The sequence below is a fragment of the Zoogloea ramigera genome (assembly GCF_006539865.1).
In the GTDB taxonomy this organism is placed as follows: domain Bacteria; phylum Pseudomonadota; class Gammaproteobacteria; order Burkholderiales; family Rhodocyclaceae; genus Zoogloea; species Zoogloea ramigera.
Genome location: NZ_BJNV01000013.1, coordinates 13,111 through 39,859, shown reverse-complemented (window position 1 = coordinate 39,859; position 26,749 = coordinate 13,111). Strand labels below are relative to the sequence as shown.

Annotated in this window: 27 protein-coding genes and 1 tRNA gene; 13 read left to right on the top strand and 15 right to left on the bottom strand. The window is 67.0% G+C overall.

Features of this window, described 5'->3' with window-relative positions:
* Positions 1 to 10: 10 nt before the first annotated feature.
* The 6 genes from ZRA01_RS05865 to pmbA all read right to left on the bottom strand — a co-directional run bounded on the left by ZRA01_RS05865 (position 11) and on the right by pmbA (position 6,133).
* On the bottom strand, positions 11 to 748 hold the full coding sequence (locus ZRA01_RS05865; RefSeq protein ID WP_141350213.1) for an LrgB family protein: 738 nt from the start codon (positions 746 to 748) through the stop codon (positions 11 to 13).
* Complete coding sequence (locus ZRA01_RS05860) at positions 745 to 1,101, bottom strand: CidA/LrgA family protein (RefSeq protein WP_141350211.1); 357 nt, start codon at positions 1,099 to 1,101, stop codon at positions 745 to 747. Before ZRA01_RS05860 ends, ZRA01_RS05865 begins: the two co-directional genes overlap by 4 nt.
* 110 nt (positions 1,102 to 1,211) lie before the next feature.
* Positions 1,212 to 2,318 (bottom strand): TRAP transporter substrate-binding protein, encoded by a 1,107-nt coding sequence (locus ZRA01_RS05855; protein WP_141350210.1) that lies wholly within the window; start codon positions 2,316 to 2,318, stop codon positions 1,212 to 1,214.
* 149 nt (positions 2,319 to 2,467) lie between these two features.
* Complete coding sequence (locus ZRA01_RS05850) at positions 2,468 to 3,571, bottom strand: TRAP transporter substrate-binding protein (RefSeq protein ID WP_141350209.1); 1,104 nt, start codon at positions 3,569 to 3,571, stop codon at positions 2,468 to 2,470.
* A gap of 77 nt (positions 3,572 to 3,648) precedes the next feature.
* Complete coding sequence (locus ZRA01_RS05845; RefSeq protein ID WP_141350207.1) at positions 3,649 to 4,749, bottom strand: TRAP transporter substrate-binding protein; 1,101 nt, start codon at positions 4,747 to 4,749, stop codon at positions 3,649 to 3,651.
* A 43-nt stretch (positions 4,750 to 4,792) separates the two neighbouring features.
* A complete protein-coding gene (gene pmbA / locus ZRA01_RS05840; protein WP_141350205.1) occupies positions 4,793 to 6,133 on the bottom strand; it encodes a metalloprotease PmbA in 1,341 nt (446 codons plus the stop codon).
* Between the two features lie 76 nt (positions 6,134 to 6,209).
* Between pmbA and yjgA the strand changes: the two genes are divergently transcribed.
* Both yjgA and mog read left to right on the top strand, forming a co-directional pair.
* On the top strand, positions 6,210 to 6,764 hold the full coding sequence (yjgA, locus tag ZRA01_RS05835) for a ribosome biogenesis factor YjgA (protein WP_141350203.1): 555 nt from the start codon (positions 6,210 to 6,212) through the stop codon (positions 6,762 to 6,764).
* Positions 6,761 to 7,348 (top strand): molybdopterin adenylyltransferase, encoded by a 588-nt coding sequence (gene mog / locus ZRA01_RS05830; RefSeq protein ID WP_141350201.1) that lies wholly within the window; start codon positions 6,761 to 6,763, stop codon positions 7,346 to 7,348. Before yjgA ends, mog begins: the two co-directional genes overlap by 4 nt.
* Before the next feature lie 24 nt (positions 7,349 to 7,372).
* Here the strand turns inward: mog and msrQ are convergent, their stop codons facing one another.
* Entirely contained in the window at positions 7,373 to 8,044 is a 672-nt protein-coding gene (gene msrQ, locus ZRA01_RS05825) for a protein-methionine-sulfoxide reductase heme-binding subunit MsrQ (RefSeq protein ID WP_141350199.1), read from the bottom strand.
* Between the two features lie 15 nt (positions 8,045 to 8,059).
* A complete protein-coding gene (gene msrP, locus ZRA01_RS05820) occupies positions 8,060 to 8,986 on the bottom strand; it encodes a protein-methionine-sulfoxide reductase catalytic subunit MsrP (RefSeq protein ID WP_141350197.1) in 927 nt (308 codons plus the stop codon).
* Positions 8,987 to 9,320: 334 nt separating this feature from the next.
* Between msrP and surE the strand changes: the two genes are divergently transcribed.
* The 5 genes from surE to arsC all read left to right on the top strand — a co-directional run bounded on the left by surE (position 9,321) and on the right by arsC (position 13,175).
* Entirely contained in the window at positions 9,321 to 10,064 is a 744-nt protein-coding gene (gene surE / locus ZRA01_RS05815) for a 5'/3'-nucleotidase SurE (protein ID WP_141350195.1), read from the top strand.
* Positions 10,061 to 10,720 (top strand): protein-L-isoaspartate(D-aspartate) O-methyltransferase, encoded by a 660-nt coding sequence (locus tag ZRA01_RS05810; RefSeq protein ID WP_141350193.1) that lies wholly within the window; start codon positions 10,061 to 10,063, stop codon positions 10,718 to 10,720. Before surE ends, ZRA01_RS05810 begins: the two co-directional genes overlap by 4 nt.
* A 16-nt stretch (positions 10,721 to 10,736) precedes the next feature.
* Positions 10,737 to 11,717 (top strand): peptidoglycan DD-metalloendopeptidase family protein, encoded by a 981-nt coding sequence (locus ZRA01_RS05805; RefSeq protein ID WP_307724339.1) that lies wholly within the window; start codon positions 10,737 to 10,739, stop codon positions 11,715 to 11,717.
* A gap of 121 nt (positions 11,718 to 11,838) precedes the next feature.
* Entirely contained in the window at positions 11,839 to 12,774 is a 936-nt protein-coding gene (gene rpoS, locus ZRA01_RS05800) for an RNA polymerase sigma factor RpoS (protein ID WP_141350191.1), read from the top strand.
* Positions 12,775 to 12,824: 50 nt separating this feature from the next.
* On the top strand, positions 12,825 to 13,175 hold the full coding sequence (gene arsC, locus ZRA01_RS05795; protein ID WP_141350189.1) for an arsenate reductase (glutaredoxin): 351 nt from the start codon (positions 12,825 to 12,827) through the stop codon (positions 13,173 to 13,175).
* A gap of 54 nt (positions 13,176 to 13,229) precedes the next feature.
* On the opposite strand, the gene mltB is transcribed toward arsC, so the two are convergent.
* The 4 genes from mltB to ZRA01_RS05775 are packed head-to-tail and all read right to left on the bottom strand — an operon-like array spanning position 13,230 to position 18,112.
* A complete protein-coding gene (gene mltB / locus ZRA01_RS05790) occupies positions 13,230 to 14,276 on the bottom strand; it encodes a lytic murein transglycosylase B (RefSeq protein ID WP_141350187.1) in 1,047 nt (348 codons plus the stop codon).
* Entirely contained in the window at positions 14,273 to 16,210 is a 1,938-nt protein-coding gene (locus ZRA01_RS05785) for a transglutaminase TgpA family protein (RefSeq protein ID WP_141350185.1), read from the bottom strand. The genes mltB and ZRA01_RS05785 overlap by 4 nt, the downstream gene beginning before the upstream one ends.
* Positions 16,191 to 17,198 (bottom strand): DUF58 domain-containing protein, encoded by a 1,008-nt coding sequence (locus ZRA01_RS05780; protein WP_141350183.1) that lies wholly within the window; start codon positions 17,196 to 17,198, stop codon positions 16,191 to 16,193. Before ZRA01_RS05780 ends, ZRA01_RS05785 begins: the two co-directional genes overlap by 20 nt.
* On the bottom strand, positions 17,195 to 18,112 hold the full coding sequence (locus tag ZRA01_RS05775; RefSeq protein WP_141350182.1) for an AAA family ATPase: 918 nt from the start codon (positions 18,110 to 18,112) through the stop codon (positions 17,195 to 17,197). The genes ZRA01_RS05780 and ZRA01_RS05775 overlap by 4 nt, the downstream gene beginning before the upstream one ends.
* Positions 18,113 to 18,289: 177 nt before the next feature.
* On the opposite strand from ZRA01_RS05775, the gene ZRA01_RS05770 reads away from it, so the two are divergent.
* The 3 genes from ZRA01_RS05770 (at position 18,290) to bamC (ending at position 21,439) form a co-directional block, all read left to right on the top strand.
* Positions 18,290 to 19,216 (top strand): histone deacetylase family protein, encoded by a 927-nt coding sequence (locus tag ZRA01_RS05770; RefSeq protein WP_141350180.1) that lies wholly within the window; start codon positions 18,290 to 18,292, stop codon positions 19,214 to 19,216.
* Between the two features lie 130 nt (positions 19,217 to 19,346).
* Entirely contained in the window at positions 19,347 to 20,225 is an 879-nt protein-coding gene (gene dapA / locus ZRA01_RS05765; protein ID WP_141350178.1) for a 4-hydroxy-tetrahydrodipicolinate synthase, read from the top strand.
* A 47-nt stretch (positions 20,226 to 20,272) separates the two neighbouring features.
* Positions 20,273 to 21,439, top strand: a complete 1,167-nt coding sequence (gene bamC / locus ZRA01_RS05760; RefSeq protein ID WP_141350177.1) for an NlpB/DapX family lipoprotein — start codon at positions 20,273 to 20,275, stop codon at positions 21,437 to 21,439.
* Between the two features lie 142 nt (positions 21,440 to 21,581).
* On the opposite strand, the gene ZRA01_RS05755 is transcribed toward bamC, so the two are convergent.
* A complete protein-coding gene (locus ZRA01_RS05755; protein ID WP_141350175.1) occupies positions 21,582 to 21,884 on the bottom strand; it encodes a hypothetical protein in 303 nt (100 codons plus the stop codon).
* Positions 21,885 to 22,055: 171 nt separating this feature from the next.
* On the bottom strand, positions 22,056 to 23,183 hold the full coding sequence (locus ZRA01_RS05750; RefSeq protein WP_141350174.1) for a ribosomal protein uL16 3-hydroxylase: 1,128 nt from the start codon (positions 23,181 to 23,183) through the stop codon (positions 22,056 to 22,058).
* 77 nt (positions 23,184 to 23,260) lie between these two features.
* On the opposite strand from ZRA01_RS05750, the gene rlmD reads away from it, so the two are divergent.
* The gene (gene rlmD / locus ZRA01_RS05745) at positions 23,261 to 24,577 is read left to right on the top strand and encodes a 23S rRNA (uracil(1939)-C(5))-methyltransferase RlmD (protein WP_371859285.1); all 1,317 of its coding nucleotides are present in this window, start codon (positions 23,261 to 23,263) and stop codon (positions 24,575 to 24,577) included.
* Positions 24,578 to 24,641: 64 nt separating this feature from the next.
* Here the strand turns inward: rlmD and ZRA01_RS05740 are convergent, their stop codons facing one another.
* On the bottom strand, positions 24,642 to 25,328 hold the full coding sequence (locus ZRA01_RS05740) for a Bax inhibitor-1/YccA family protein (RefSeq protein WP_141350172.1): 687 nt from the start codon (positions 25,326 to 25,328) through the stop codon (positions 24,642 to 24,644).
* Positions 25,329 to 25,460: 132 nt separating this feature from the next.
* Between ZRA01_RS05740 and ZRA01_RS05735 the strand changes: the two genes are divergently transcribed.
* Both ZRA01_RS05735 and ZRA01_RS05730 read left to right on the top strand, forming a co-directional pair.
* Positions 25,461 to 25,548, top strand: a tRNA-Ser gene (locus ZRA01_RS05735).
* A 227-nt stretch (positions 25,549 to 25,775) separates the two neighbouring features.
* Positions 25,776 to 26,744 (top strand): hypothetical protein, encoded by a 969-nt coding sequence (locus tag ZRA01_RS05730; protein WP_141350170.1) that lies wholly within the window; start codon positions 25,776 to 25,778, stop codon positions 26,742 to 26,744.
* The last annotated feature ends 5 nt before the right edge of the window (positions 26,745 to 26,749 follow it).

The following is a 26,749-nucleotide window of genomic DNA, read 5'->3' as shown; positions in this document are numbered from 1 at the left end:
AACCCCGTGGCTAGGGCCTGATCAGGGGTGCCAGCAGGGGCAGCAGCCAGGGTAGGGTGAGCGCGGTCAGGAGGCCGTTGAGGCCCATCGCGAGGGCGGCGAAGGCGCCAGTTTGTTCGCTCAGCTGGAAGGCCCGCGCGGTGCCGATGCCGTGGGACGCCAGACCGAGGGCGAAGCCGATGCTGGCCTCGTCCTTCACGCCGAGGCGGCGGAGCAGGCCGTCGGCGAAGATCGCCCCGAAGATGCCGGTGAGAATCACGAAGACCGCGGTGAGCGAGGCCAGCCCGCCCAGGCGCTCGGCGATGCCCATCGCGATCGGCGTGGTGACTGACTTGGGGGCGAGGGAGGCGAGGGTCGGGGCGCTCGCGCCGAGCAGCGCGCCGATGGTGTAGGCCGACAGGCCGGCCACCAGGGAGCCGACCACCAGAGCCACCAGGATGGGCCCACCCATCGCAACAAGGCGCTTCAACTGGCCGTGGAGCGGCACGGCGAGGGCCACGGTGGCGGGGCCGAGCAGGAAGTGCACGAACTGGGCGCCATCGAAATAGCGCTGGTAGGGTGTGTCGGTGGCGAGCAGCAGCGCCACCAGGATGCCCACCGAAATGAGCACCGGGTTGGCAGCCGGGTGGCCACCGGCCTTGCGGTGCAGGGTGATGGCGAGCAGGTAGGTGGCCAGGGTGAGGGTGAGCCACACCAGGGGCTGGGCCGAAAGATAGACCCAGATCTCGGTCATGCTGCCGGCGCTCATTGGCCCGCTCCCCGCGGCCGGCGAGCCAGCCAGTGCAGCGTGAGCCCGGCCGCCAGGAGCCCGAGGACGGTGCTGGCGACGAGCGCGATGGCGATCGGCCAGGCTTCGTCGGCGAGCCGCCCTACGTGCAGCATCACCCCGGTGCCGGCCGGGACGAACAGCAGGGAGAGGTTCTGGAGCAGGCCGCCGGCGGTGTTCCGCAGTTCGGTGGATGGCCCTTCCGGGCGGAGAATCAGATAGACAAGCAGCAGGGCCATGCCGATGACAGGGCCGGGGACGGGCAGATGCAGGGCGACCCGCAGGGCTTCGCCGGCGAGTTGGAAGGCGAGCAGGAGGGCTAGGGCGGCGGTCATGACGAGCTGGGCGGGATACGGATCCAGCGCTGGAAAGGTAATGGCGGGATGTTCGCAAAGAAAAAAAAGCCGCGCAATGCGCGGCTTTCGGGAAGTGCGGCTGATGCGGCTTAAGGTTTGGCGCTCTTGGCCGCGGCGCTGCGGGCGGCTTGCATGAAGTTGTCGAAGCGGTTCTCGGCGACGGCGAACCACTGGATCTGGTCGTCGCGGAATTTCTTCCAGCTGTCGTAGATCTTCTTGAACTTGGGGTTGGTCTTGGCGGTTTCGTCGTAGAGCTCGTGGGCGGCCTTGTAGGCGGCGGCCATCACGTCGTTGGGGAAGGGCCGCAGCTGGGTGCCCGAGCCGATGAGCTGCTTGAGGGCGGTGGGGTTCTTGGCGTCGTAGCGGGCCTGCATTTCGGCGTGGGCGTAGAGGCAGGCGTCCTCGAGGATGGTCTGGTATTCCTTGGGCAGCGCAGCCCACTGTTTCTGGTTTACGTAGAGGGCGATCTGCGGGCCGCCCTCCCAGAAACCCGGGTAGTAGTAGTACTTGGCCACCTTGTTGAAGCCGAGCTTCTGGTCGTCGTAGGGGCCGATCCATTCGGCGGCGTCGATGGTGCCTTTTTCGAGGGCCGGGTAGATGTCGCTGCCGGGGATCTGCTGGGGCACCACGCCCAGCTTGGCGAGCACCTGGCCGGCGAGCCCGCCGCAGCGGAACTTGAGGCCTTGCAGGTCGGCGAGGGTCTTGACCTCCTTGCGGAACCAGCCGCCCATCTGGGCGCCGGTGTTACCGCAGGGAATGTTGTAGATGTTGTGTTCCTTGAAGAACTCGCGGAACAGCTCGAGGCCACCGCCTTCCATCATCCAGGCGGTCTGCTGGCGGCTGTTGAGGCCGAAGGGTACCGCGGTTTCGAAGGCGAAGGTGGGGTCCTTGCCGATGAAGTAGTAGGAGCAGGTGTGGCCGCACTCGACGGTGCCGTCCTTGACGGCGTCGAACACGCCGGGGCCCGGGACGATCTCGCCGGACGCGAAGACCTGGATCTGGAACTTGCCGCCCGTAGCTGCCGCAACGCGCTTGGCCACCACGTCGGCGCCGCCGTAGATGGTATCGAGGCTCTTCGGGAAGCTGGAGGCGCAGCGCCACTTGATGGTGGGCAGATCGGCCGCCAGGGCGGGGGCGGCGATGGCGCCCGCAGCAACGCCTGCGCCGGCTTTTCTCAGAAATGAACGACGTTCCATAGTGTCTCCTGACTCATTTTTATAGAAGGTGGACTGATTATTTATCAGTCACCATGCATTCAATAGTAAGGAAAACCCTATGCTGCGCTGCGCCATGAAAAAAGGCCACGCGGGGTTCGCGTGGCCTTTGGGGGCGTCAGCCAGAATGCTTACTTCTTGCTGCGGGCTGCGGCTGTCCGGGCGGCCTGCATGAAGTTGTCGAAACGGTTCTCGGCGACGGCGAACCACTGGATCTGGTCGTCACGGAACTTGCGCCACTGCTCGTAGATTTTCTTGAACTTGGAGTTCTTGGCGGCGGTTTCGTCGTAGAGCTCGTGGGAGGCCTTGTACACCGCCGCCATCACCTCGTTGGGGAAGGGGCGCAGCTGGGCGCCGGCGGCGATAAGCTGCTTGAGGGCGATGGGGTTCTTGGCGTCGTAGCGGGCCTGCATTTCGGCGTGGGCGTAGAGGCAGGCGTCCTCGAGGATGGTCTGGTATTCCTTGGGCAGGGCGTTCCACTGCTTGATGTTGATGTACATCGAGATCTGCGGGCCGCCTTCCCAGAAACCCGGGTAGTAGTAGTACTTGGCGACCTTGTTGAAGCCGAGCTTCTGGTCGTCGTAGGGGCCAACCCACTCGGCGGCGTCGATGGTGCCTTTTTCGAGGGCCGGGTAGATGTCGCTGCCAGGGATCTGCTGGGGCACCACGCCGAGCTTGGCCAGCGCCTGGCCGGTGAAGCCGCCGACGCGGAACTTGAGGCCCTTGAGGTCTTCAACGGTCTTGATTTCCTTGCGGAACCAGCCACCCATCTGGGCGCCGGTGTTGCCGCAGGGGATGTTGTGGATGTTGTAGTCCTTGAAGAACTCGCGGAACAGCTCGAGGCCGCCGCCCTCCATCATCCAGGCGGTCTGCTGGCGGCTATTGAGGCCGAAGGGGATGCAGGTCTCGATGGCGAACGTGGGGTCCTTACCCACGTAGTAGTACGAGCAGGTGTGACCGCACTCGACGGTGCCGTCCTTGACGGCATCCAGCACGGCCGGGCCGGGGACGATCTCGCCGGCAGCGAAGACTTGAATGTGGAACTTGCCGCCGGTGGCCGCGGCAACCCGCTTGGCGACCAGGTCGGCCGCGCCGTAGAGGGTGTCGAGGCTCTTCGGGAAGCTGGAGGCGCAGCGCCACTTGATGGTGGGCAGCTCGGCCGCGAGGGCCGGAGCGGCGGCAGCGCCAGCGGCGGCGCCGACGGCGGCTTTCTTGAGGAATGAACGTCGTTCCATGGTGTTTCTTCTTTCAGTGTTGCAAGGAGTGAAGCATCGGGCCGGCGCCCTGGAGGCGCAGGCCAGGGTGGGCCGCCTTATTTCTTCGAGCGGCCGGCGACGCGGGTCGCCTGCATGAAGTTGTCGAAACGGTTCTCGGCGACGGCAAACCACTGCAGCTGGTCGTCGCGGAATTTTCTCCAGTTGTCGTAGATCTTCTTGAACTTCGGGTTCTTGGCGGCCAACTCGTCGTAGAGCTCATGGGCGGCCTTGTAGCCAGCGGCCATCATGTCGTTGGGGAAGGGGCGCAGCTGGGTGCCGCTGCCGATCAGCTGCTTGAGGGCGTGGGGGCTCTTCACGTCGTAGGCGGCCTGCATTTCGGCGTGGGCGTAGAGGCAGGCATCCTCGAGGATGGTCTGGTATTCCTTGGGCAGCTCGGCGAACTTCTTTGCATTGACGTAGAGGGACAGCTGGGGGCCACCCTCCCACCAGCCCGGGTAGTAGTAATACTTGGCAACGCGGTTGAAGCCGAGCTTCTGGTCGTCGTAGGGGCCGATCCACTCGGTGGCGTCGATGGTGCCTTTCTCGAGGGCCGGGTAGATGTCGGCGGGCGGGATCTGCTGGGGCACCACGCCGAGCTTGGCGAGCACCTGGCCGGCCAGGCCACCGACGCGGAACTTGAGGCCCTGCATGTCGGCCATCGACTTGATCTCCTTGCGGAACCAGCCGCCCATCTGGGTGCCGGTGTTGCCGCAGGGGATGTTGTGGATGTTGTAGTCCTTGAAGAACTCGCGCATCAGCTCGAGGCCGCCGCCTTCCATCATCCAGGCGGTCTGCTGGCGGCTGTTGAGGCCGAAGGGCAGGGCGGTGTCGAAGGCAAGGGCCGGGTCCTTGCCGATGTACCAGTAAGACGCGGCGTGGCCGCACTCGACGGTGCCGTCCTTGACGGCGTCCAGCACGCCGGGGGTCGGGACGATTTCGCCGGCGGCGAACAGGGAGATCTGGAACTTGCCGCCGGTGGCCGCGGCAACGCGCTTGGCCACGGTTTCGGTGGCGCCGAAGATGGCGTCCAGCGTTTTGGGAAAGCCCGAGGCGCAGCGCCACTTGATGGTGGGCAGGTCGGCGGCGAGGGCCGGAGCGGCCGCGGCACCGGCCGCAATGCCGGCACTGGCCTGTTTGAGGAAGGAACGCCGTTCCATGATGTGTCCTTTACGTCTGGCAGGGAAAGTCGTGGGTGGCCGTTCAGGCGCCGGCCACGGTCATGCGCTCGACGAGGATCGAGCCGCAGTGTTTGGAGCCGCGCACCAGCACGTCGGAGCCGATCTCGCGGATGCCCATCAGCATGTCCTTGAGGTTGCCGGCGATGGTGATCTCGTGCACCGGGTACTGGATGATGCCGTTCTCGACCCAGAAGCCGGCCGCACCGCGGGAGTAGTCGCCGGTGACGTAGTTGACGCCGTGGCCGAGGAGTTCGGTGACGAGCAGGCCGCGGTCCATCTGCTTGATGAGGCCGGCGAGGTCGTGCCGGCCCGGCTTGACCAGCAGGTTGTGGCTGCCGCCGGCGTTGCCGGTGGTCTGCATGCCCATCTTGCGGGCCGAGTAGGTGCTGAGGAAATAGCCCTGCAGCACGCCGTCGATGATCACCTCGCGGTCGCGGGTGGCCACGCCGTCGTCGTCGAAGGGGCTGCTGGCGAAGGCCTTGGGCAGGTGCGGGCGCTCGGAGATCTGGATGTGGGACGGGAAGACCTGCTTGCCCAGGCTGTCGTGCAGGAAGGTGGATTTGCGGTACAGCGCACCGCCGCTCACCGCGTGCACGAAGGCGCCGATCAGGCCGGCGGCCAGGGGCGCCTCGAACAGCACCGGCACCTCGCAGGTGGGGATCTGGCGCGCACCCAGGCGGGCCAGGGCGCGACGGGCGGCGAAGGTGCCGATCTCCTCGGCGTCGGCCAGCTCGGCCGGGTCACGCTTGGTGCTGTACCAGTCGTCGCGCTGCATGTCGTCGCCTTCGCCGGCGATCACCGAGCACGACAGGTAGTGGCGCGAACTGGCGTAGCCGCCCATGAAGCCCAGGCTGTTGGCCGAGATGAAGTGGGACTCCTGCATCGACACGCTGGCGCCCTCGGAGTTGCGGATCTCCGGGCTCACTGCGAAGGCCGCGCGCTCGCAGCGGCGGGAGAGTTCGATGGCTTCTTCGGTGGAGATCTTCCACGGGTGATAGAGGTCGAAGTCGGGGCAGTCGCGGGCCAGCAGGGCCTCGTCGGGCAGGCCGGCGGCGGGGTCGGGGGCGGTGAAGCGGGCGATCGACACCGCCGCGTCGACGGTGGCCTTGAGGGCCTCTTTCGAGAAGTCGGAGGTGCTCGCGTAGCCGCGCTTCTGGCCGTCGTAGATGGTCACGCCGACGCCCTTGTCGCGGTTGTATTCGATGGTGTCCACCTCGTCACGCCGCACGCTCACCGACTGGCCGAAGCCCTCCGAGACATCCGCCTCGCAGGCCGAGGCGCCGCGCTTTCTGGCGAACTTGAGGATGTCTTCGGCGATGTTCTTGAGGTCGTCCTGACTGAAACTGAAACGCTTGTCGGCCATGGTTCCGGGTGGGGGCTGGGCTAAAGGTTATAATCTTAACCCTTCCCGAGCCTTTCCGACCCCGGACTGCCCCCAGATGGCCCATCACAAATACCACCACGACGAAGAAGAAGACCTCGGCCCGAGCAAATCCGCGATGAAGCGCGCCAGCAAGGCGCTGCAGGATCTCGGCGCCGAGCTGGCCGAACTCGGCAAGGAGCGCCTCGCGAAGGTGCCCATCGACGAAGACCTGCGCGACGCCGTCAAGGACTACCAGCGCTTCACCGCCCACGAGGCCAAGCGCCGCCAGCTGCAGTACATCGGCCGGCTGATGCGCAACGTCGACCCGGAGCCGATCCGCGCCGCACTCGACGCCTTCAAGGGCGTCTCGGCGGTTGAGACGGCGAAGATGCACCGCCTCGAGAACATGCGCACCCTGCTGCTCGAAGACGAGAAGTTTTTGCACTCCATCGCCGAAACCTACCCGGGTGCCGACCTGCAGCAGCTCCGCGTGCTGCGCCGCAACGCGATCAAGGAAAAAGAGCAGAACAAGCCACCGCGGGCCTATCGCGAGCTGTTCCGGCTGCTCCGCGAGATCGAGGAGGGCGCAGCCACGCGTGACGACGAACTCGAAGGCGAGGGCGAGGAATGAGCGAACTGCTCCGCATCGGCCTGGTGTCGATCAGCGACCGTGCTTCCAGTGGTGTGTATGAGGACAAGGGCATTCCCGCCCTGCAGGCGTGGTTCGGCCACGCGCTGACGTCGCCGTGGGAGATGGAGACCCGCCTGATCCCCGACGAGCAACCCCTCATCGAGGCCGCCCTCATCGAGCTGTGCGATGTGGCCGGCTGCCATCTGGTGTTGACCACCGGCGGCACCGGCCCGGCCCCGCGGGACGTGACGCCCGAAGCCACGCTGGCGGTGGCTGACCGGGTGATGCCGGGCTTTGGCGAGCAGATGCGCCAGATCAGCCTGGCTTTCGTGCCGACCGCGATCCTGTCGCGGCAGGTGGGGGTGATCCGCGGCAAGTCGCTGATCCTCAACCTGCCCGGCCAGCCCAAGGCCATCGCCGAGACCCTCGAGGGCCTGAAGGACACCGACGGCGCGCACAAGGTGCCCGGCATCTTTGCCGCGGTGCCTTACTGCATCGACCTGATCGGCGGGCCCTACATCGAGACCGACGAGGCCGTGGTCAAGGCCTTCCGGCCCAAGTCGGCGATCCGCCCCAAGGCCTGAGCGGCCGCCGGTGTGGGTGCCGGATCACTCCGAGAAGATCTTGATGACCTTGCCCTTGAACTTCGGTGTCTGGGGCAGGTAGGCGCCGGCCAGCTGGCGGCGGCGCTCCTGTTCGCGCCACCACATCCGCACGCCCAGCAGCGCGGCGAGGATCACCGAATAGACGAGCGGCTCGGTGATGTCCTTTTTTACCAGCCACCAGAAGTGCAGGCAGCCGAGCATGGCGATGGGGTAGATCGCCCGGTGCAGCGACTGCCATTTGCGGCCGCCGAGCCGGCGGATCGCGAAGTTGCTGGAGGTGGCGGCGAGCGGAATCATCAGCACCAGCGCCGCGAAGCCGACGGTGATGAAGGGCCGCTTCAGGATGTCTTTGGCGATGGCCGGCCAGTCGAAGAACTGGTCGAGCCACACATAGCTCATCAGGTGCGCCACGCCGTAGGCGAAGGCGAACAGGCCCAGGGTGCGGCGCAGGCGCACGATCCAGTGCCAGCCGGTGTATTTGCGCAGCGGCGTGACGGCTAGGGTGATCAACAGGAAACGTAGTGTCCACTCACCGAGGCTGCGGGTGATCGCCTCGATGGGGTTGGCGCCCAGGCTGTCGGCCTCGAAGCCCTGCCACAGCAGCCCGGCGGGCAGCAGACAGGCAAGGAAGAGGGCGGCCTTGATGGCGGTGAGCTGCGGATTGCTGGGAGTCATCGGGGGAATCGTGGGTCAGTAGAAACGACGCAGGTCCATGCCCGCATAGAGCGATCCGACCTGGTCGGAGTAGCCGTTAAGCATCAGGGTCTTGCGCTTCGTGAATTCGCCGATGCGCCGCTCGGTGGCCTGGCTCCAGCGGGGGTGGTCCACGTCGGGGTTCACGTTGGCGTAGAAGCCGTACTCCGACGGCCCGGCCTTCATCCAGGCGGTGACGGGCTGACGTTCGACGAAACGGATCGCCACCAGCGACTTGGCACCCTTGAAACCGTACTTCCAGGGCACGACGAGGCGCACCGGGGCGCCATTTTGTACCGGCAGCACCTCGCCGTACAGCCCGACGGCGAGGATCGTCAGCGGGTGGCGGGCCTCGTCGAGGCGCAGGCCCTCGGTGTAGGGCCAGTCGAGCACGCCGCGGGTCATCGTGGCCCGGTCGTAGTGCGAGACGAACTCCACGTACTTGGCGCTGCCCTGGGGCTCGACGAGCTTGAGCAGGCTGCCCAGCGGAATGCCCACCCACGGGATCACCATCGACCAGCCCTCCACGCAGCGCATCCGGTAGATGCGCTCCTCGGGCGGCACCAGCTTCAGCAGCTCGTCGATGCCGAGGCTGCGCGGCTTGTTCACCAGGCCCTCGATGCGCAGCGTCCACGGCGAGGGCTTGAGCCGGTGGATGTTTTCGGCGGGGTCGCTCTTGTCGGTGCCGAGCTCGTAGAAATTGTTGTAGGTGGTCACCGCGCGGCGGCTGGTGGGGGTTTCGGTGGTGCTCAGCGGGCTGGCGGCGAGGGGGCCGAAGGCCGTCGCCGCGTGGGCGGAGGCCATGGGCAGCGCCGCGGCCGCGGTGAGGCCGCCGGCCTGGGCGAGGAAGTTACGCCGGCTTCGGTAAACGTCGGGTGGCGTGATTTCGGAGGGCAGGATGTCGGCGGTGCGGCGGATCAACATGGGGTTCTCCCGTGAATGCGGTGTGGAGTCTCGGAGGGGTAGACGGGCGACTTGGCCGAAAATTACCGCGGGTCCGTAAATTTTTCGCGCTGCAGGCGCCCTACGGTGGGCCGGTGGCGACCCTAGGGCGCCTTGCTGCGGGCGAGCGGGCCGCGCCGTGCGCCCGCTGGGCGGCCTCCCGGCATTGCGCCTAGCGGCTGCAAAGCCGACTCTGCTAAACTCGCTGACTGTTCAAGGTCTCCCAAGCGCTGCCGTCCGCCGGGCCACGCCCGTGCAGGACGCGTGTTTCGCGAACCTGCCTCCCCACCGAGCCAGACCTGATCCCGACAATTCCATGCGCATCCTGCTCTCCAACGACGACGGTTATTTCGCTCCCGGTCTTCAGGCCCTCGCCGGTGCGCTGGCGGAGGTGGGCAGGGTGACGGTGGTGGCGCCGGAGCGGGATCGTAGTGGGGCCAGCAATTCCCTCACCCTCGACCGCCCGCTGTCCCTGCGCAAGGCGGCGAGTGGCTTCCATTATGTCAATGGTACGCCGACCGACTGCGTGCATCTGGCGGTGACCGGGATGCTCGAGGAGCTCCCCGACATGGTCGTGTCGGGCATCAACCACGGCGCCAACATGGGCGACGACACGATCTACTCCGGCACCGTCGCGGCGGCCACTGAGGGTTTCCTGCTCGGCGTGCCGGCCATCGCGATCTCGCTGGTGGCCAAGGGTGCCTTCGATTTCTCGGCCGCGGCCCGGGTGGCCCGCGAACTCGTTGAGCGTTACCAGCGCGAGCCGGTGCGCCAGCCGACCCTCCTCAACGTCAACGTGCCCGACCTGCCCTTCGACCAGATCAAGGGCATTCGCGTCACCCGCCTCGGCAAGCGCCACAAGGCCGAGCCGACCGTCAAGTCAGTCACCCCGCGCAACGAGACGGTGTATTGGGTCGGCGCCGCCGGTGCAGCCCAGGACGCCGGCGAGGGCACCGATTTCCACGCGGTGGCCAACGGCTATGTTTCGGTGACGCCGCTGCAGATCGACCTGACCCACGTCGCCCAGATCGCCAGCATCGGCGACTGGCTGGGCCGATGAGCAGCGAAGTCCTGCGCGCCGCCCTGCAGACGGCCCAGCGGGCCAGGGCGCGCATGATAGAGCGCCTGCGCGAGCAGGGCATCCGCGACGAGCGGGTGCTTGCCGCGATGATGGCGGTGCCGCGGCAGCTCTTCGTCGAGGAAGCCCTTGCGAGCCGCGCCTACGAAGACACCGCGCTGCCCCTGGGTTTGCAGCAGACCATCTCCCAGCCCTTCGTGGTGGCGCGGATGATCGAGATCCTCGGCGCCGGGCGCGAGCTCGGCAAGACCCTCGAAGTCGGCACCGGCTGTGGTTATCAGGCGGCGGTTTTGTCCCACGTGGCCACCGAGGTCTATTCGGTCGAGCGCCTGCGGCCGCTGCTCGACCGTGCGCGGCTCAACCTGCGCCACCTGCGCCTGCCCAACGTGCGCCTGAAACACGCCGACGGTAGCGCCGGCCTCAAGGAGGCGGCGCCCTACGATTCGATCATCGTGGCGGCGGCGGCGCCCAAGGTGCCGCCGGCCCTGACCGAGCAGCTCACCGAGGGCGGGCGCCTCATCCTGCCGGTGGGCTGCGGTGACCAGACCCTGGTGCTCGTCGAGCGCACGTCCCGCGGTCTCCGCGAAACTCGCCTGAACGCAGTGCGCTTCGTGCCGCTGCTGCCCGGCACAGAATGATTCATCCCGACTACGCATGATGTTGTCCCGTTCCAGTTTCAGCAGCCTTTTCATCGTCCTGACGCTGGCCGCCTGTGCCACCAAGGCACCGGTTCCCGTGACCGAGCGCAGCCGCGCGGGGGGCGCGACGGCGCCGGCCGAAGCCGCCGCACCACCGCGGGTGGCGCGCCCCGGCCATTACATCGTCAAGCCCGGTGACACCCTGATCCGGATCGCCCTCGACCACGGGCAGAACTACCGGGACATCTCCGCCTGGAACGGGCTGGAGAACCCCAACCTGATCGAAGTGGGCCAGGAGTTGCGCGTCGTTCGCCCCGAATCCACCGCGGTGACCCGGCCCGTCGCGCCGCCCTCTGGCGGTGCCGACACCCGCCCCGTTGCGCCCGCCGCTGCCGCGCCGGCGGTGCCCGCCGACGGTGTGCGCCGGGAGCCCAAGGGTGGCAAGCTGCCGTACTCCGAGCAGGCCTGGGCCCAGGCCCAGAAGCCCGACACGCCGCTCGCTGTGGCCAAGGTCGAGCCGAAGCCGGAACCCCGTCCGGAGGCAAAGCCCGAGCCCAGGCCGGAAGCGAAGCCCGAGGCGAAACCGGAAGCCAAGCCCGAGGCCAAGCCGGAACCCGCGGGCAATGGCGACAAGATAGACTGGGCCTGGCCCACGTCGGGCAAGGTCATCGCGGCCTTCAACGAAACCTCCAGCAAGGGGGTCGATCTGGCCGGCAAGCCGGGTGATCCGGTGCTGGCCGCCGCCGGGGGCCGCGTCGTTTATGCCGGCACGGGCCTGCGCGGCTATGGCAAACTTGTCATCGTCAAGCACGACAATAGTTTCCTCAGCGCCTACGCCCACAACCAGAGCCTGCTGGTCAAGGAAGGGCAGGCGGTGAGCAAGGGCCAGAAGATTGCCGAGCTGGGCGATACCGACAGCGACCGCCCGAAGCTGCACTTCGAGATCCGCCGGCAGGGCAAGCCGGTAGACCCGGGCAAGTACCTCCCGCCGCGCTGACAGGCTTGCTGGCGGTCAGGGCTGCGGTGCCGTGAGTCCGCCTTCAGGGGCGGGGTTGTCTCCACCAACAGGGCCGGCGTGATCCGCCGGTTGGGGCTAACGCTAAGCGAAAGAGGGCTGCATGTACGATCCGGCTGTGCCTGAAGAACTGGATAGCGCCGAGCAGGATCTGCCGCCGGAGGTGGAGGTTTTCTTCGAGCCGCCCGCGCAGCCGCCCGATACCGAATTTCTCGGCGATGTCACCCAGCTGTATCTCAACGAGATCGGCGCCAACCCGCTCTTGACGGCCGAAGAAGAGCTGGCGCTTGCGCGGCGCCTGCGCGCGGGCGATTTCCCCGCCCGCCAGACCCTGATCGAGCGCAACCTGCGCCTGGTCGTGAACATCGCCAAGCACTACCTGAACCGCGGGATCCCGCTGCTCGACCTGGTCGAGGAGGGCAACCTCGGCCTCATCCACGCCCTCGAAAAGTTCGACCCTGAGCGCGGTTTCCGTTTCTCCACCTACGCCACCTGGTGGATCCGCCAGAACATCGAGCGGGCGATCATGAACCAGTCGCGCACCATCCGCCTGCCGGTGCACGTGGTGAAAGAGCTCAACCAGGTGCTGCGCACCAAGCGCCAGCTGGAGGCGATGAGCAACGGCGACGCCACCGTCGACGACGTGGCGCGGCGGATGGAGCGCCCGGTCAGCGAGGTGCGGGCCATCCTCGCCCTCAACGAACACACCGCGTCCCTCGACGCACCCCTCGACATCGACCCTACGCTGTCCATCGGCGAATCCCTCGCCGACGAGGACGCCGAGACGCCCGAAGTGCAGATCCAGGATCTCGAGGTCGAGACCCTGGTCCGGGAATGGATAGGCCAGCTCAGCGAGAAGCAGCGGATGGTGATCCGCCACCGCTATGGCATCGACGAGTGCGAGGTGCAGACCCTCGAGGAGCTCGCCGACGCCCTCGAGCTGACCCGCGAGCGGGTGCGCCAGATCCAGCTCGAGGCCCTCGGCCAGTTGCGCCGCATCATCAAGCGCCGGGGCGTCTCCAAGGACGTGCTGCTGTAAGCCCCTGCGGGCCATGGCCCGCGCCACCACTCCCCACCGACTCTCCGATCATGAGCGAAACCCTTCGCGTGTATCACAACGCCCGCTGTTCCAAGAGCCGTTCCGCCTGCCAGTTGCTGGAGGAGCGGGGCCTGGCCTTCGAGGTGGTCGAATATCTGAAGACGCCGCCCAGCCGCGACGAGCTCGCCGCCGTGCTCGCCAGGCTGGGCATGAAGGCCGAGGACATCGTCCGCAAGGGCGAAGAGGTCTACAAGCTTGAATTCAAGGGGCGCAGCCTGACCGAGGCCGAGTGGCTGGATGCGCTGGTGGCGCACCCCATCCTCATCGAGCGGCCCATCGTGGTGTGCGGTGAGCGCGCGGTGATCGGGCGCCCGCCCGAGAAGGTGCTGGAGCTGCTGTAGGCGTTCAGCCCGGAAATCCACGCCAGGGCGGGCTCGCCCGCGCCCGGCGGAGGTTCACCTGGCACGAGCCTGGTTGTCCTTGCCGCTGGCTGCGGCAGCCCGGGCCGCCTTGACCGCCTCGCCGAGCTGGAACACCGACATGGCGTAGAAGCTGCTGCGGTTGTACCGGGTGATCACGTAGAAGTTCTGGTAGCCGAGCCAGTATTCGCTGTCCTGGCCGGGCGTCACCAGCTCGACGAAGGCGGCCTTGCCGGCGCCTTCCGCGCTGCTCATGGCGCGCACGCCGTGGCTGGCCAGGGTGGCGCTGTCGAAGGCCGGGGTGATGTCTTTGGCGAGCAGCGGCGCCAGGTTTGTGTCGGAATCCAGGCTGGCGCGCACCGCCACCGGCCCGCCCGCCTCCCAGCCGTGCATCTGCATGTAGCGGGCCACGCTGCCGATGGCGTCCTTGGGGCTGCCGAGCAGGTCGATCTGCCCGTCGCCGTCGAAGTCCACCGCATAGTTGCGCACGCTGCTCGGCAGAAACTGCGGCAGGCCGAGGGCGCCGGCGTAGGAGCCTTGATAGTCGAGCGGGTCGCGGTGCTGCTCGCGGGCCATCAGCAGCAGCGATTCGAGTTCGCCCCGGAAGAGTTCTGCCCGGCGCGGGTAGTCGAAGGCCAGCGTGGCGAGGGCCGAGACCGCCTGGAAGTTGCCCGTGTTGCGCCCGTAGATGGTTTCCACCCCGATGATGCCGACGATGATCTCCTCGGGTACCCCGTATTTTTCGCTGGCGGTGCGGATGGTGTCGGCGTGGCGATCCCAGAAGGCCACGCCGGCCTTGATGCGCACCGGCTCGATGAAGCGGCTGCGGTAGCGCTGCCAGGAGCGCACGCCCGGGTCCTTCGGCGGCGAGATGTACTTGATGACCGACGGCAGGTATTCGGCCCGGCGGAAGATGTAGGTGAGGGCGTCCTTGTCGAAGCCGTGGCGCTGCTGCATCTCCTCGATGAACTGCTGGGTTTCCGGCCGGTCGGCGTAGCGTTCGGAGGCGTGGCCCGTGGCGGCAGCGGCGAAGCCGGCGAGCAGGGTGAGCGCGCGCAGCGGGCGGGAGATTGCGGTCTTCATCGGGGGCGGAACTTCCTGGAGGAGTGGTGGAATCGCTTCAGCAGGGCGGCATCGGCGGGGGCCGGGCCGTAGCGCAGCCGGGCGTAGTCGGCGGCGATGGGGGCGAGCCCGGCGGCGGCTTCGGGCGCCTCGCGGGCGAGACGGCTGGCGTAGTTGCTGGGGCCTTCCCAGGCCTGGCGTGGGTGGCCGGCCGCGGCGAGCCGGCGGCATACCCGCAACCAGCTGCGGTCGATCGCGTCGGTGGTGCTCACGCGGCGCAGGGCCCACAGGGTCAGGCCGCCCATCACGACGGCGCAGCCGCCGGCCATCAGTGCGATGAGGCTCTGCCAGCCGGTGTCGCCGAAGCCCAGGCTGGCGACGAGCTCCCGCTGGCGGGCCGGATTGTACCCGAGAACCCACTGGTTCCAGCGGTTGTTCACGGCGTCCATGCGGTCGCGTAGGGCGCGCAGCCAGGGCAGATCGCTGCGAGCCAGCAAGGGCAGCCGGGCGGAGCCGGGCAGGGCCGCGGCGAGGCCTCCGTCGATGCGCCGGGGGGCGCTGGCGGCGGTCGGGTCGACCCGCAGCCAGCCCTTTGTTGCCAGCCACACCTCGGCCCAGGCGTGGGCGTCCGACTGGCGGACGACCAGGGTGCCATCGACCGGGTTGATCTCGCCCCCCTGGTAGCCGGTGACGACCCGCGCCGGGACGCCGGCGGCCCGCATCGTGACGACGAAGGCAGCAGCGAAGTGCTCGCAGAAGCCCTGCCGGGTGTCGAACAGGAAGCTGTCCACGTCGTCCCGGCCGAGCGGGGCGGGCGTCAGGGTGTAGGCCAGCCGGCTGTCGCGGAAGTGGCGGATCGCCAGGGCGGGGATGTCGTCGGCACGCCCGGCGGCGGCGCGCAGTTGCTCGCCGAGGGCGCGGGTGCGCGGGTTGAAGCCGGGCGGCAGCTTGAGTGCTTCCTGGAGGGTGCGTGGGTTCTCGTCGAGCCCGACCGGCGTGGCCGGGTGGGCGACCAGTTCGAGGCGCAGCCGGCTGCGCACGGGCTCGCGGGAGAGCAGCCGGAAGTCGTCGCCGTAAGCCAGGCCGGCCGCCGGGCCGGGGAAGTCGAGGGCCAGCAGCCAGTGCTGGTTGTGGGGCTCGAGGGTGAGCGTGTAGGGGTAGGCGGGGCCGCTGCTCCGGTAGAAGGGCTGGCCGTGTCGGCGGCTCGGGCCGGGGCGCCAGGTCCGGCCGTCGAAGCGGGTCAGCACGGGGCCGCGCCAGTAGCGCTCGGCCGGCGGCGGCGGGTCGCCCTCGAAGGCGGCGCGGAAGGCGATCTCGGCAGATTCGCTGACCCGTGCGATGTCCCCCGGTGCCATGTTGTCGGAGAGCCCGCTGACGGCGCTGTAGGCGTCGGCCGGCAGCCCCCACAGGGGGCCCTGGACCCGCGGGAACAGCAGGAACAGCACCAGCATCAGGGGCAGGGCCAGGAGAAGCAGGCGGAGCGCGGCCAGGGCGCGCGGGGCGACGGCTTCGGCGCGGCCCTGCAGCGCCAGCAGCGTGCCGATGCTGGCGAGGGTGCCGAGCAGCGCGAGTGCCGCGATGGCCATGTCCTGCTGGTAGAGAAACTGCCCGAGCTGCATGAAGAGGCTCAGCAGGACCGCCGCCCGGGCGTCGCGCAGGCTGTCGGTCTCGAGCAGCTTCAGGCTGAGCAGGCCGGCGAGCAGCGCGATGCCGGGCTCCTTGCCGAAGAAGTGGTGGAACTCCAGCAACACGGAGCCGACCACACCCGCCGCCAGCACGACGAGCAGCGTACGCGGCGGCAGGCGGCTGCCGCGCTGGGCGATGAGGCCCCGCCAGACGAGCAGCAGCGCACACAGGGCGCTGATGGCCGGCGGCAGGTGGCCGGCATGGGGGGCAAGGGTGAGCGCCGCGCCGGCCAGCAGCCAGCCGACCTGATCACGACGCAGGCTGGGCATGGGCGGTGGGCAGTCCGAAAAGGGCGAGGGCGGCGAGGCAGGCGTGGCGGTGGGCGCTGCCCGTTGCCGGCGGGAGCTCGACGCCCGGCAGGCGCAGGCCGTATTCGAGGCCGGCGGCGTCGGCATCGACGACCCAGCGGGTGAGCCGCGAGAGGCGGGCTTCGATGCCCGCGCCGGGCGGCAGGTGCTGCCAGTCTAGCCAGACTCGCTGGCTGCCGCCGCCATCGAACTCCTTGGTGCGCCAGGGGCCGCCGCGGGCGACGCTCTTCCAGGCGACGTGGCGGGGCGAGTCGCTCGCTTGGTGATGGCGCAGCCCGGCGAAGTCGTCGCGGCCGCGTCCGTTGGCGGTGCTGCCGGGGTGGTCGTCGCCGTCGTGGTGCAGGGGTGGGGCATCGGCCGCCGGCGTGGGGTAGACCAGGCAGCGCTGGTCGGGCTGGAACAGGCTCCAGGCCCGGATGAGGCCGAGGGGGTGGCGGGTTTCCAGGTGCAGGCGTGGCAGCTGCAGCCAGCCGCGCTGACGGGTCGGGATCGCGACGAAATGCACGGCGCCGGCCTGCGGGGCGATGTCGAAGCCGTCATCGCCGGGCGCGCCACCGCTGGGCCACAGCTGGAGGCCGAGCCGGGGGCGGCGCCCCGTGTTGTGGAACTGCACGCCGAAGCGGGCCGCCTCGCCACAGAACACCGCCTCGCTGCGCCCGGGGCTCACGGTGAGATCCACCAGGTTGCGAAAGGCGTGGTGGATGCTCACCCAGGCGACGCCGCCGATCAGGAAGGTCAGCGCGAAGCCGAGGCTGAGGGTGTAGTTGATGGAGGCCAGCAGCATCACCAGAAGTGTTAGCGCGAGGGCCAGCCCGAAGCCGGTGGGGAGCACGAAGATCCGCCGCTGCCCGAGGGTGATCGGCCCGGCCTCTGGCCCGCCGACCCGGAACAGCCAGCGCTGGAGGCGTGCCTTGATGGCCGTGACGATGTCGGCCCGGCGTGTCGTCATGGCAGCGGCACGGCCTCGACGAGCCGACGGACGAGGGCGTCTGGCCCCTGCGGGGCGTCGCCGGTGGCGCGCAGGCGGTGGCCGGCCACCGCGGGCAGCACGGCCTGCACGTCTTCCGGCAGGACGTGATCGCGCCCTCCGAGCAGCGCCCAGGCCCGCGCCGCGGCGAGCAGGCCGAGCCCGGCCCGGGGCGAGAGGCCGAGGGCAAAGCCGGTGCCCTCGCGACTGTGCTCGAGCAGTGCCTGGACGTAATCAAGCAGCCGCGGCCCGGCGTGGATGTGGCGGGTGGCCTCGAAGAGGCTGTCGAGCTCGCCGGCCTGGAGCTCGGCGGGCAGGCGGGCGACGAGTTCGCGGCGGTCCTCGCCGGCCAGCAGGGCGCGCTCGGCGGCGCGGTCGGGGTAGCCGAGCGAGATGCGCATCAGGAAGCGGTCGAGCTGGCTCTCGGGGAGCGGAAAGGTGCCGATCTGGTCGGCCGGGTTCTGGGTGGCGATCACGAAGAAGGGTTCGGGCAGGCGCCAGGTCTGGCCCTCGGCGCTGATCTGGCGCTCCTCCATGGCTTCGAGCAGGGCGCTCTGGGCCTTGGGCGTGGCGCGGTTGATCTCGTCGGCAAGAAGCAGCTGGGCAAACACCGGGCCCGGATGGAAGCGGAAGCTGGCGTCGCGCTGGTCGAAGATGGACACCCCGATGATGTCGGCCGGCAGCATGTCGCTGGTGAACTGGATGCGCTGGAACTGCAGGCCGAGGAGGCGCGCGAGGACGTGGGCGAGGGTGGTCTTGCCGACGCCGGGGATGTCCTCGATGAGGAGGTGGCCGCGGGCGAGGATGCAGGCCAGGGCGAGGCGCACGGCATGCTCCTTGCCGAGGATGATGCGGCTGGCAGCCTCGGTGAGGCGGCGGGCGATACGGCTTGGCATGTCTTGGGCTTTTTTCGGAGTCGGGTTAGGCGGATAATGATTCCACAATAGGAGGCCCGGCAGAGACACGCCGGAGTGGTTTCGCGCTGCATTGGAACCCTGAGGGGCGGTGGCGTTCGCCGCAAGCCGCAATAATCAACGCATCAATGTCTCGGAAGAGGGCAGGGAGAGTAGTTTATGACGAGTACGGCATTCATCACGCACCGAGATTGCTGGCTGCATAACATGGGGGAGCATCACCCGGAGTCGCCGGAGCGCCTGGCGGCCATCAACGACCGCTTGATTGCGGCGGGGCTGGATATGTACCTGTCGTTCCACGACGCGCCGCTGGCGACGGTGGAGCAGCTCTCCCGGGCGCATCCGCGGGAGCACGTCGAGGAGATCCTGGCGAGTGTGCCAGAGAGCGGCATCCGTCACCTCGATCCCGATACCGCGATGAGCCCCGGCACCATGAAGGCGGCCCTGCGCTCTGCGGGGGCCGGCGTGCTGGCGACCGACCTGGTGCTGTCCGGTGAGGTCGAGAACGCCTTCTGCGCGATCCGTCCGCCTGGCCATCACGCCGAAGCGGCCAAGGCGATGGGCTTCTGCTTCTTCAACAATGTGGCTGTGGCCGCCCGGCACGCCCTCGAAGAGCATGGCCTCAAGCGCATCGCGGTGGTCGATTTCGATGTTCACCATGGCAATGGCACCGAGGACATCTTCAAGGACGACCCTCGCGTGCTGATGGTCAGCATCTTCCAGCATCCGTTCTATCCGTACAGCGGCGCCGACAACCCGGCTCCCAACATGGTCAATGTGCCGATCAAGGCCGGCTCGCGGGGCGACGTGTTCCGGGAGATCGTCACCGACATCTGGATGCCGGCCCTGCGCAACCATGCGCCCGAGATGATCTTCATCTCGGCGGGTTTCGACGCCCACTACGAGGATGACATGGGCTCCCTGGGCCTGGTCGAGGCCGACTACATGTGGGCCACCGAGCAGCTCAAGAAGGTGGCCGCCGAGTCGTCGGGCCGGCGCATCGTGTCGATGCTCGAAGGCGGCTATTCCCTGTCGTCGCTGGCCCGCAGCGTCGTGGCCCACATCAAGACCCTGGCCGATCTGTAGGCTTTTCTGCTGTCTTGTCACCGCGATGCCCCGCTCCGGCGGGGCTTTTCGTAACAGTCATTTGCGCCCGGCTAGCCTTCGGGAAGTGATTCGGTACAATAGTGATCTTTCCATCCATTCCCGACAGCCCATGATTACCGGTTCGATTGTCGCCATCGTCACGCCGATGCAAGAAGATGGCAGCCTGGATCTGCCCCGCTTCCGCAGCCTCATCGACTTTCACATCCAGGAAGGTACCGACGGTATCGTCGTGGTCGGCACCACCGGCGAGTCCCCCACGGTTAACGTGGAAGAGCACTGCGAACTGATTCGTGTGGCGGTCGAGCACTCGGCCGGTCGCATTCCGGTGATCGCCGGCACGGGCGCGAACTCCACCAGCGAGGCCATCGAGCTCACCGAGTTCTCCCGCAAGGCGGGTGCGGTGGCTGGCCTGTCGGTCGTGCCTTACTACAATCGCCCGACCCAGGAAGGCATGTATCGGCATTTCCGGACCATCGCCGAGGCGAGCCCCCTGCCGATGATCCTGTACAACGTGCCGGGCCGCACCGTGGCGGACCTGTCCAACGACACCGCGCTGCGCCTTGCCGAAGTCCCGAACATCATCGGCATCAAGGACGCCACCGGCAACATCGACCGCGCCTGCGATCTCGTTGCCCGGGCCCCCAAGGGTTTCGCCCTTTACACCGGCGACGACATGACGGCGATGGCCTTCATCATGCTGGGCGGCCACGGCACCATCTCGGTCACCGCCAACGTGGCGCCGCGTCTGATGCACGAGCTGTGCGTCGCGGCAGCCAAAGGCGACGGCCTGCTGGCGCGGGAAATCAACGCGAAGCTCGTCGGCCTGCACCGCCACCTGTTCTGCGAGGCCAACCCGATTCCGGTCAAGTGGGCCGTTGAGCAGATGGGCCTGATCGGCGGCCACATCCGCCTGCCGCTCACCCCGTTGTCCGAATCCTGCCAGCCGCGGGTGCTCGAAGCCCTGCGCCAGGCGGGTATCGAAGTTTGACGCAGTTTGAGTTACTGAGTTTGTCTTTCCCACCCCGAGGGTCACGCATGCAAAGCCGAAAGCTGACATCCGGTGCGGCGGTCGTTGTCTCGATCGCCCTGGCCGGGTGTTCCGGTTCCTTGCTGGAATCCAAGAAAATCGACTACAAGAGTGCGGCCGCCACCGCCGCGCTGCCCTCCCTGGAAGTCCCTCCCGACCTCACGACGCCCACAGCCGACAGTCGTTACGCGGTTCCGGACGTCAGCCCCAGGGGCTCAGCCACCTTCTCCGCCTATAGTGCCGAGCGGGGTGGCCAGGCGGCTGTTGCCAGCCCGGTGGCAGCCCAGCCGGTCGTCGTGGCGCCACAGTCGGCAGACAAGATGCGCGTGGAACGCTCGGGTTCCCAGCGTTGGCTCGTCGTCCAGGGTTCCGCTGAAAAGCTGTGGCCCCAGATGCGGGAGTTCTGGCAGGAGAATGGCTTCATCCTGAGCGTGGATCGGCCCGAGATCGGTGTGATGGAAACCGATTGGGCCGAGAACCGCGCCAAGATCAACAACGACGTCATCCGCCGAACCCTCGGCAAGGTGCTCGACAGCCTTTACTCGACGCCGGAGCGCGACAAGTTCCGCACCCGCTTCGAGACGGGCGCTGAGGCCGGTCAGGTGGAGATCTACATCAGCCACCGCGGCATGATGGAAATCTACCCGGATGAAGCCAAGAACCGCACCATCTGGCAGCCGCGCCCTGCTGATCCCGATCTCGAAGCCGAGTTTCTGCAGCGCCTGATGATTCATCTCGGTGCCGACGAGGCGCGCGCCAAAGCGCAGATCGCCGCGCAGCCGAAGGCCGAAAAGGCACGCCTCCAGGGCGCTTCGGGCGGCGTTTCGGCCTTGCAGCTCGAAGAAGGCTTCGATCGCTCCTGGCGCCGCGTTGGCCTTGCCCTTGACCGGGTGGGTTTCACCGTCGAAGACAGGGATCGCTCCCAGGGGCTGTATTACGTTCGCTACGTGGACCCGGAAGCCGACGTCAAGAAGAAGGACGACGAAGGCATCCTCTCCAAGCTCGCTTTCTGGCGCAGCAACAAGCCGGCAGTGCAGGCCGGCAGCCAGTATCGGATCTACGTCAAGGCGGCCGATAGCACTTCTTCCGTGCAGGTGCTCACCCGTGAGGGGGGGGTGGATACGTCCGATTCGGCCCGCAAGATCCTCGGCTTGTTGCACCAGGAGCTGAAGTAGCGTTCCAGCCTTGAGTGGAGCTTCATGCAAGAAACGCCGGTATGTCCGGCGTTTTTTTTACCCTTGCAGGCGGCAGGCCTTGCGGATGCTGCACACGTAAAAAAAGCCAACCCGAGGGTTGGCTTTTTCGACGCAGGAAGAATTACTTCTTCTCGGCGGTCGCAGCGGCAGCAGCAGCGTTTTCAGCGGTGTTGCCAGTGGCGGCCGGAGCAGCGGCTTCAGCGGGCTTGGCATCGGCGGCCGGAGCGGCAGCTTCAGCGGGCTTGGCATCAGCAGCCGGGGCGGCGGCCGGAGCTTCGGCGGGCTTGGCTTCAGCGGCGGGAGCAGCCGGAGCGGCCGGGGCAGCGGCGGGGGCCGGAGCTTCAACGGGCTTCGGCTCTTCCTTCTTGCCGCAGGCGGTAACAGCGAGTGCAACGAGAGCAGCAACCAGGAGAGATTGTTTCATTGTTGGTTTCCCTTATCGATAAATGATTTACAGCAATGATATTCAGCAGCAATCAGGTGGGGAACCCGATTCGCGCAAGATCATATCACGGACGAAGTGCTTGAATAAAGACATTGTTGCGTTGCCGCAACAGGCCGAATCCCGCGAGATCCAGGGGCTTCGGACAGTTGTTTAGTCCATTAAATCGTCTGATACGTGAGCAAATCCGCAGCAGTACCAGTCGTAGAGTAACGCGGTGCCTTCTTCGGACAGGCCTGCGATGGAATCGAGCCGGCGGCGGTCGGCGAATCCTTGCAGGATGGCCTGATCGCAGGGCTCTACATGGACCGGTTCCCCGTTCAGGAAAAACTGGCCTTCGGTGAATAGCAGGAGGCTCCTGGGGTCGAGGGAGATCCCTTCGGCGCAGGCATCGAGAAAGTCGTCGTGCTCGAGGGGTTCGTCCGGCGAGTCGAAGAAGATGTGGGCCTTGGGCTCGGTGAGGTAGGCGCCGAGGAAGCGACGCACGTCGTCGCGGCTCCAGGTGATCCGCCTGAGGGATTCGGCGACCCGATCGACCATGGCGTCACCGATCTCGGCGGAATTGGCCTGGCGGCGCAGGTCGGGGTCGGTGTAGATGCCGTCGAGCTGGATGGCCTCCTGCAGGTAGCCCAGAAACTGCTGGGCGAGCTCCTGATAGGTGGGCGAGCGGAAGCCGATGGAGTAGGTGGTGCACTCGCCGATCGCGATCCCGTTGTGGGCCCATTGGGGGGGCAGATAGAGCATGTCGCCCGGGTTGAGAACCCAGTCGTGCACCGGCCGGAAATCCTGGAGGATCTTGAGCGGGGCATCCTCGATCAGGCTGCGGTCGTCCTGGTCGCTCAGCAGCCAGCGGCGCTGGCCGATACCCTGCAGCAGGAAGACGTCGTAGTTGTCGAAATGGGGGCCGACGCCTCCGCCATCGACGGCATAGCTCACCATCAGATCGTCGAGGCGCGCCTGGGGGATGAAGTCGAAACGGTGGAGGAGCGCATCACCGTCGGGGCAGAACAGGTTGAGGCCCTGCACCAGGACCGTCCAGGGGCGCTTCTTGTTGCGCAGGTCGGCGGCCTTCTGGGGGCCGCGGATGACCTCCCAGTCGTGGTTGTCGTGGGTGACGTAACGCGACTCGACGTCCGGGTCGCGGGCGAGTTGAAAGATTTCTTCACGGGTGACGACACCGGTGAAGCCGGGAACCGCCTGGCGAACGAGGAGCGGTTTCTTTTGCCAGTATTCGGCGAGGAATTCCTCGGCCGACAGGCCGCCAAGAAGAGTATTTGTCATGGCGGCATTATAGCGCCTTGCCTTGCAATGCCCTGTCCGCTCGCTAAAATGGCGCCCTTCCTTTACCGACGCCGATCATGCGTGACGCTCCTCCCATCCGCGAAGCCTTTGTCGAATCCCTGGACCACGAGGGGCGGGGCGTCAGCCGCGTCGACGGCAAGACGATCTTCATCGAAGGCGCGTTGCCGGGCGAGCGGGTAAGTTTTGCGCCCTACAAGGTCAAGCCGAACTACGAGCAGGCCGAGGTCGTGCGCGTGCTCGAGGCGAGCGCCCAGCGTGTCGAGCCGGCCTGCGAGTACTTTGGTGTTTGCGGCGGTTGCAGCATGCAGCACCTGGAGCCCTCAGCCCAGGTGGCGGCCAAGCAGCGGGTGCTCGAGAACGCGCTGTGGCATATCGGGCGGGTCCGGCCGGAGGTGCTCTATCCGGCCATCGTCGGCCCCTCCTGGGGATATCGCTACCGGGCGCGCCTCACCGTGCGCCAGGTGCCGAGCAAGGGCGGTATCCTGATCGGCTTCCACGAGCGGCGCAGCAGTTACATCTCGGACATGCGGCGCTGCCCGATCCTCCCGCCCCATGTCTCGGCGCTGTTGCCGGGTTTGCATGAACTGGTGGGCGCGCTGTCGATTCCCGACCGCGTCCCGCAGATCGAGGTGGCGGTGGGCGAGGGGATCACCGTGCTGGTGTTCCGCCACCTGTTGCCGTTCTCGAAGAAGGATGAGGCGCTCCTGCGCGCCTTTGGCGAGAGCGCCGGCGTGCAGATCTGGCTGCAGCTGACGGGTCCGGATTCATGCCGGCGCCTGCATCCGGCCGATGCACCGGGCCTTGCTTACACGTTGCCCGAGTTCGGGGTGTCGATGGCCTTCAGGCCCACCGATTTCACTCAGGTCAATATGGGCATCAACCGCCTGTTGATGCGCCGCTCGATGCAGCTGCTCGATCCGCAGCCGGGCGAGCGCATCGCCGACCTGTTCTGCGGTCTGGGCAACTTCAGCTTGCCGATTGCCAAGTTGGGCGCCCATGTGGTCGGGGTCGAGGGGAGTGATGCGCTGGTGCGGCGGGCCGCCGAAAACGCCGCAGCCAACGGGCTCGCCGGTAACAGCGAGTTCCATGCGGCCAACCTCTTCGAAGCGACGGAAGACAGCATCGCCGCCCTGGGCCGGCTCGACAAGATGCTGATCGACCCACCCCGGGAGGGGGCCGTTGCCGTGGTCAAGGCGCTGGGCCCGACGGCGCCCCGGCGTATCGTCTATGTGTCCTGCAATCCCGCGACGCTGGCGCGGGACACCGCGGTGCTGTTTCACGAGAAGGGCTACCGCCTCAAGGGCGCGGGGATTGCCAACATGTTCCCGCAGACCTCCCATGTGGAGTCGATTGCGCTCTTCGAGCGGGATTGAGCCCGAGCGCCGAGCATGAAAAAAGGCGACCCGAAGGTCGCCTTTTTTATTTGGTGAAAATCGCTCAGTCGCGATCGCCACCGAAGGCCATGATCAGGTTGAGCAGGCTGACGAAGACGTTATAGACGTCCAGGTACACCGCCAGCGTGGCCGTTACGTAGTTGGTCTCGCCGCCCTGCACGATGTTGCTGATGTCGTACAGGATGTAGCCCGAGAAGAGCAGCACCACGGCAGCCGAGATCACCAAGTGAAGCACCGGCATCTGCAGGAAGATGTTTGCCACCATCGCCAGCAGCACAACCACCAGGCCGACAGTCAGGAACTTGCCCATGTTGGTGAAGTCGCGCTTGGAGACGCTGGCGATACCGGCCATCGTTACGAAGATCGCGCCGGTGCCGCCGGCAGCCAGGGCAATCATCGAGCCGCCATTGGAGAAGCCCAGGGCCACCTGCAGGATGCGCGACAGCATCAGGCCCATGAAGAAGGTGAAGCCCAACAGCAGCGCCACCCCGAGGCCGCTGTTCTTGTTGCGCTCGATGCCCCAGAAGAAAGCAAACGAGATCCCCAGGAACAGCATGAAGGCAATGAACGGACTGCCCACCAGGAACGAGAACTGCATCTGCACGCCCAGGAGCGCGCCGGCAACGGTCGGCACCATAGTGAGTGCGAGCAGCATGTAGGTGTTGCGCAGCACGCGGTTTGCGCTTTGCGACAGAACCTGCGTTTGCTGACCGTAAGTGTCGAGTTGCATGAAAAACCTCCGAATTGATGTTAAACAGGGTAGCCTGCGGTGAGTGAGAGTAGCGGAGGGGTGGGAAAGTTTCAATCGTCGTGCGTATGCCCTTGGCGGCACTCCGCAGCGTGCTAGAATGCGCGCCCTGTAGGAGGTGTGGCAGAGTGGTCGATTGCACCGGTCTTGAAAACCGGCAAGGGGAAACCCTTCGTGAGTTCGAATCTCACCGCCTCCGCCAAGTGTTCATCAAAGCGCCCCAGAGGCGCTTTTTTGTTGCTTTTGCCCAGAGTGGGTAAGATTCCGGGCCATGCGTGGGTTATCCGCATGGAGGCGTGGGTGAGAGTGTGAACAATGGCCGGGGCACCGAGGTGCGGGGATTGACCCCAAACTAGGCTAACTGAATACTTGCACCTTCAGGCCGTCGGCTCTGATTGCACCGCCCACACTCTTGCCCGCCCCGTAACCGTGCCCCACGACCCGCCCTTCGTACGCCGTCCCTCGTCGAAAGCCCTCCCTGAAGGCGCCGCCTCGGCAGCTGAGCCCGTCGGTGATTCGCTGGACGCGGAAGCGGCGGCGCTGCTGGCCGATATCGAGGCCTTCGACATCGAAGCCGCGCGGCGGCGGGTTCAGGAGATCGACGCACGCAACACGGGCCCGCGTCGTTCGAGTACGGTCTTTCCAAGTGTCGCGCCCGACCCGGGCTTGCCCAGCATCCCGGCTCTTCCCGAGGTGGCGCCGGCCGCTGCAGAAGAGGTGTCGGTCGAGCGCGAAAAAGCCAGGGCGGGCGGGCTTCTCGCCCAGTTGCGCGACGAGGTTGTCAGCCGGCAGCGACGGGCTGACGAAGCCTCCCAGGAGCAGGGGGCGATGCGCGCCACCCTCGATCGTCGCCTGCGTATGGTGTTCGACTACCTCCATGATCTGTGTACCCAGCTCAATTACCTCAAGCCGCCGGTCGATCGGGCCTATTTCTTTCTGGACTCCGACGACGCCTTCCGTGATCTCAGCTGGAATGAAGGCTTCACTGATCTGCGCTCTCGGCCTCAGCAGGAGGGCGGTGGGATCGAGCGTGTGAGCTTCACCTACACGCTGAAGGGACCGGGCGAGCGCACCCTGGAGCGTGCCGGACCGGGCGTCGAGCGCCTGCGGCATATTCTCTTCGACCTGGGTTTGCGCTTCGAATGCCGGGAGCTCCGCAACCGGCAGCGGGAGCTCGAGCAGGCCTGGTTCACGGTGGCCGATGAGGTGAATGTCCAACTGGTCTGGCGGGCCGATCTGGACAAGGGCGTGGTGGTGCTGGAGAGCCGCAACCTGGAGCGTCTCGGCCACGCCGTGGTGAGCCTGCTGCCCGAATCCGTCGGAGAGGCCATGCTCGACGAATTCGGGCGTCTCGTGCTGGGCCGCGAAAACAGCTTCCGCGCCCACCTTTTGCGCTGAGCGCG

Bases quoted from the DNA above. Each gene is read 5' to 3' on its own strand.
- ZRA01_RS05845 (WP_141350207.1), bottom strand. From the start codon at position 4,749: ATGGAACGGCGTTCCTTCCTCAAACAGGCCAGTGCCGGCATTGCGGCC.
- dapA (WP_141350178.1), top strand. From the start codon at position 19,347: ATGATTACCGGTTCGATTGTCGCCATCGTCACGCCGATGCAAGAAGAT.
- bamC (WP_141350177.1), top strand. From the start codon at position 20,273: ATGCAAAGCCGAAAGCTGACATCCGGTGCGGCGGTCGTTGTCTCGATC.
- ZRA01_RS05750 (WP_141350174.1), bottom strand. From the start codon at position 23,183: ATGACAAATACTCTTCTTGGCGGCCTGTCGGCCGAGGAATTCCTCGCC.
- ZRA01_RS05785 (WP_141350185.1), bottom strand. From the start codon at position 16,210: ATGCCCAGCCTGCGTCGTGATCAGGTCGGCTGGCTGCTGGCCGGCGCG.
- mog (WP_141350201.1), top strand. From the start codon at position 6,761: ATGAGCGAACTGCTCCGCATCGGCCTGGTGTCGATCAGCGACCGTGCT.
- rpoS (WP_141350191.1), top strand. From the start codon at position 11,839: ATGTACGATCCGGCTGTGCCTGAAGAACTGGATAGCGCCGAGCAGGAT.
- ZRA01_RS05860 (WP_141350211.1), bottom strand. From the start codon at position 1,101: ATGACCGCCGCCCTAGCCCTCCTGCTCGCCTTCCAACTCGCCGGCGAA.
- ZRA01_RS05855 (WP_141350210.1), bottom strand. From the start codon at position 2,318: ATGGAACGTCGTTCATTTCTGAGAAAAGCCGGCGCAGGCGTTGCTGCG.
- ZRA01_RS05770 (WP_141350180.1), top strand. From the start codon at position 18,290: ATGACGAGTACGGCATTCATCACGCACCGAGATTGCTGGCTGCATAAC.
- arsC (WP_141350189.1), top strand. From the start codon at position 12,825: ATGAGCGAAACCCTTCGCGTGTATCACAACGCCCGCTGTTCCAAGAGC.
- ZRA01_RS05850 (WP_141350209.1), bottom strand. From the start codon at position 3,571: ATGGAACGACGTTCATTCCTCAAGAAAGCCGCCGTCGGCGCCGCCGCT.
- surE (WP_141350195.1), top strand. From the start codon at position 9,321: ATGCGCATCCTGCTCTCCAACGACGACGGTTATTTCGCTCCCGGTCTT.
- rlmD (WP_371859285.1), top strand. From the start codon at position 23,261: ATGCGTGACGCTCCTCCCATCCGCGAAGCCTTTGTCGAATCCCTGGAC.
- msrQ (WP_141350199.1), bottom strand. From the start codon at position 8,044: ATGACTCCCAGCAATCCGCAGCTCACCGCCATCAAGGCCGCCCTCTTC.
- ZRA01_RS05740 (WP_141350172.1), bottom strand. From the start codon at position 25,328: ATGCAACTCGACACTTACGGTCAGCAAACGCAGGTTCTGTCGCAAAGC.
- ZRA01_RS05805 (WP_307724339.1), top strand. From the start codon at position 10,737: ATGATGTTGTCCCGTTCCAGTTTCAGCAGCCTTTTCATCGTCCTGACG.
- ZRA01_RS05865 (WP_141350213.1), bottom strand. From the start codon at position 748: ATGAGCGCCGGCAGCATGACCGAGATCTGGGTCTATCTTTCGGCCCAG.
- ZRA01_RS05775 (WP_141350182.1), bottom strand. From the start codon at position 18,112: ATGCCAAGCCGTATCGCCCGCCGCCTCACCGAGGCTGCCAGCCGCATC.
- ZRA01_RS05810 (WP_141350193.1), top strand. From the start codon at position 10,061: ATGAGCAGCGAAGTCCTGCGCGCCGCCCTGCAGACGGCCCAGCGGGCC.
- mltB (WP_141350187.1), bottom strand. From the start codon at position 14,276: ATGAAGACCGCAATCTCCCGCCCGCTGCGCGCGCTCACCCTGCTCGCC.
- msrP (WP_141350197.1), bottom strand. From the start codon at position 8,986: ATGTTGATCCGCCGCACCGCCGACATCCTGCCCTCCGAAATCACGCCA.
- ZRA01_RS05755 (WP_141350175.1), bottom strand. From the start codon at position 21,884: ATGAAACAATCTCTCCTGGTTGCTGCTCTCGTTGCACTCGCTGTTACC.
- ZRA01_RS05780 (WP_141350183.1), bottom strand. From the start codon at position 17,198: ATGACGACACGCCGGGCCGACATCGTCACGGCCATCAAGGCACGCCTC.
- yjgA (WP_141350203.1), top strand. From the start codon at position 6,210: ATGGCCCATCACAAATACCACCACGACGAAGAAGAAGACCTCGGCCCG.
- pmbA (WP_141350205.1), bottom strand. From the start codon at position 6,133: ATGGCCGACAAGCGTTTCAGTTTCAGTCAGGACGACCTCAAGAACATC.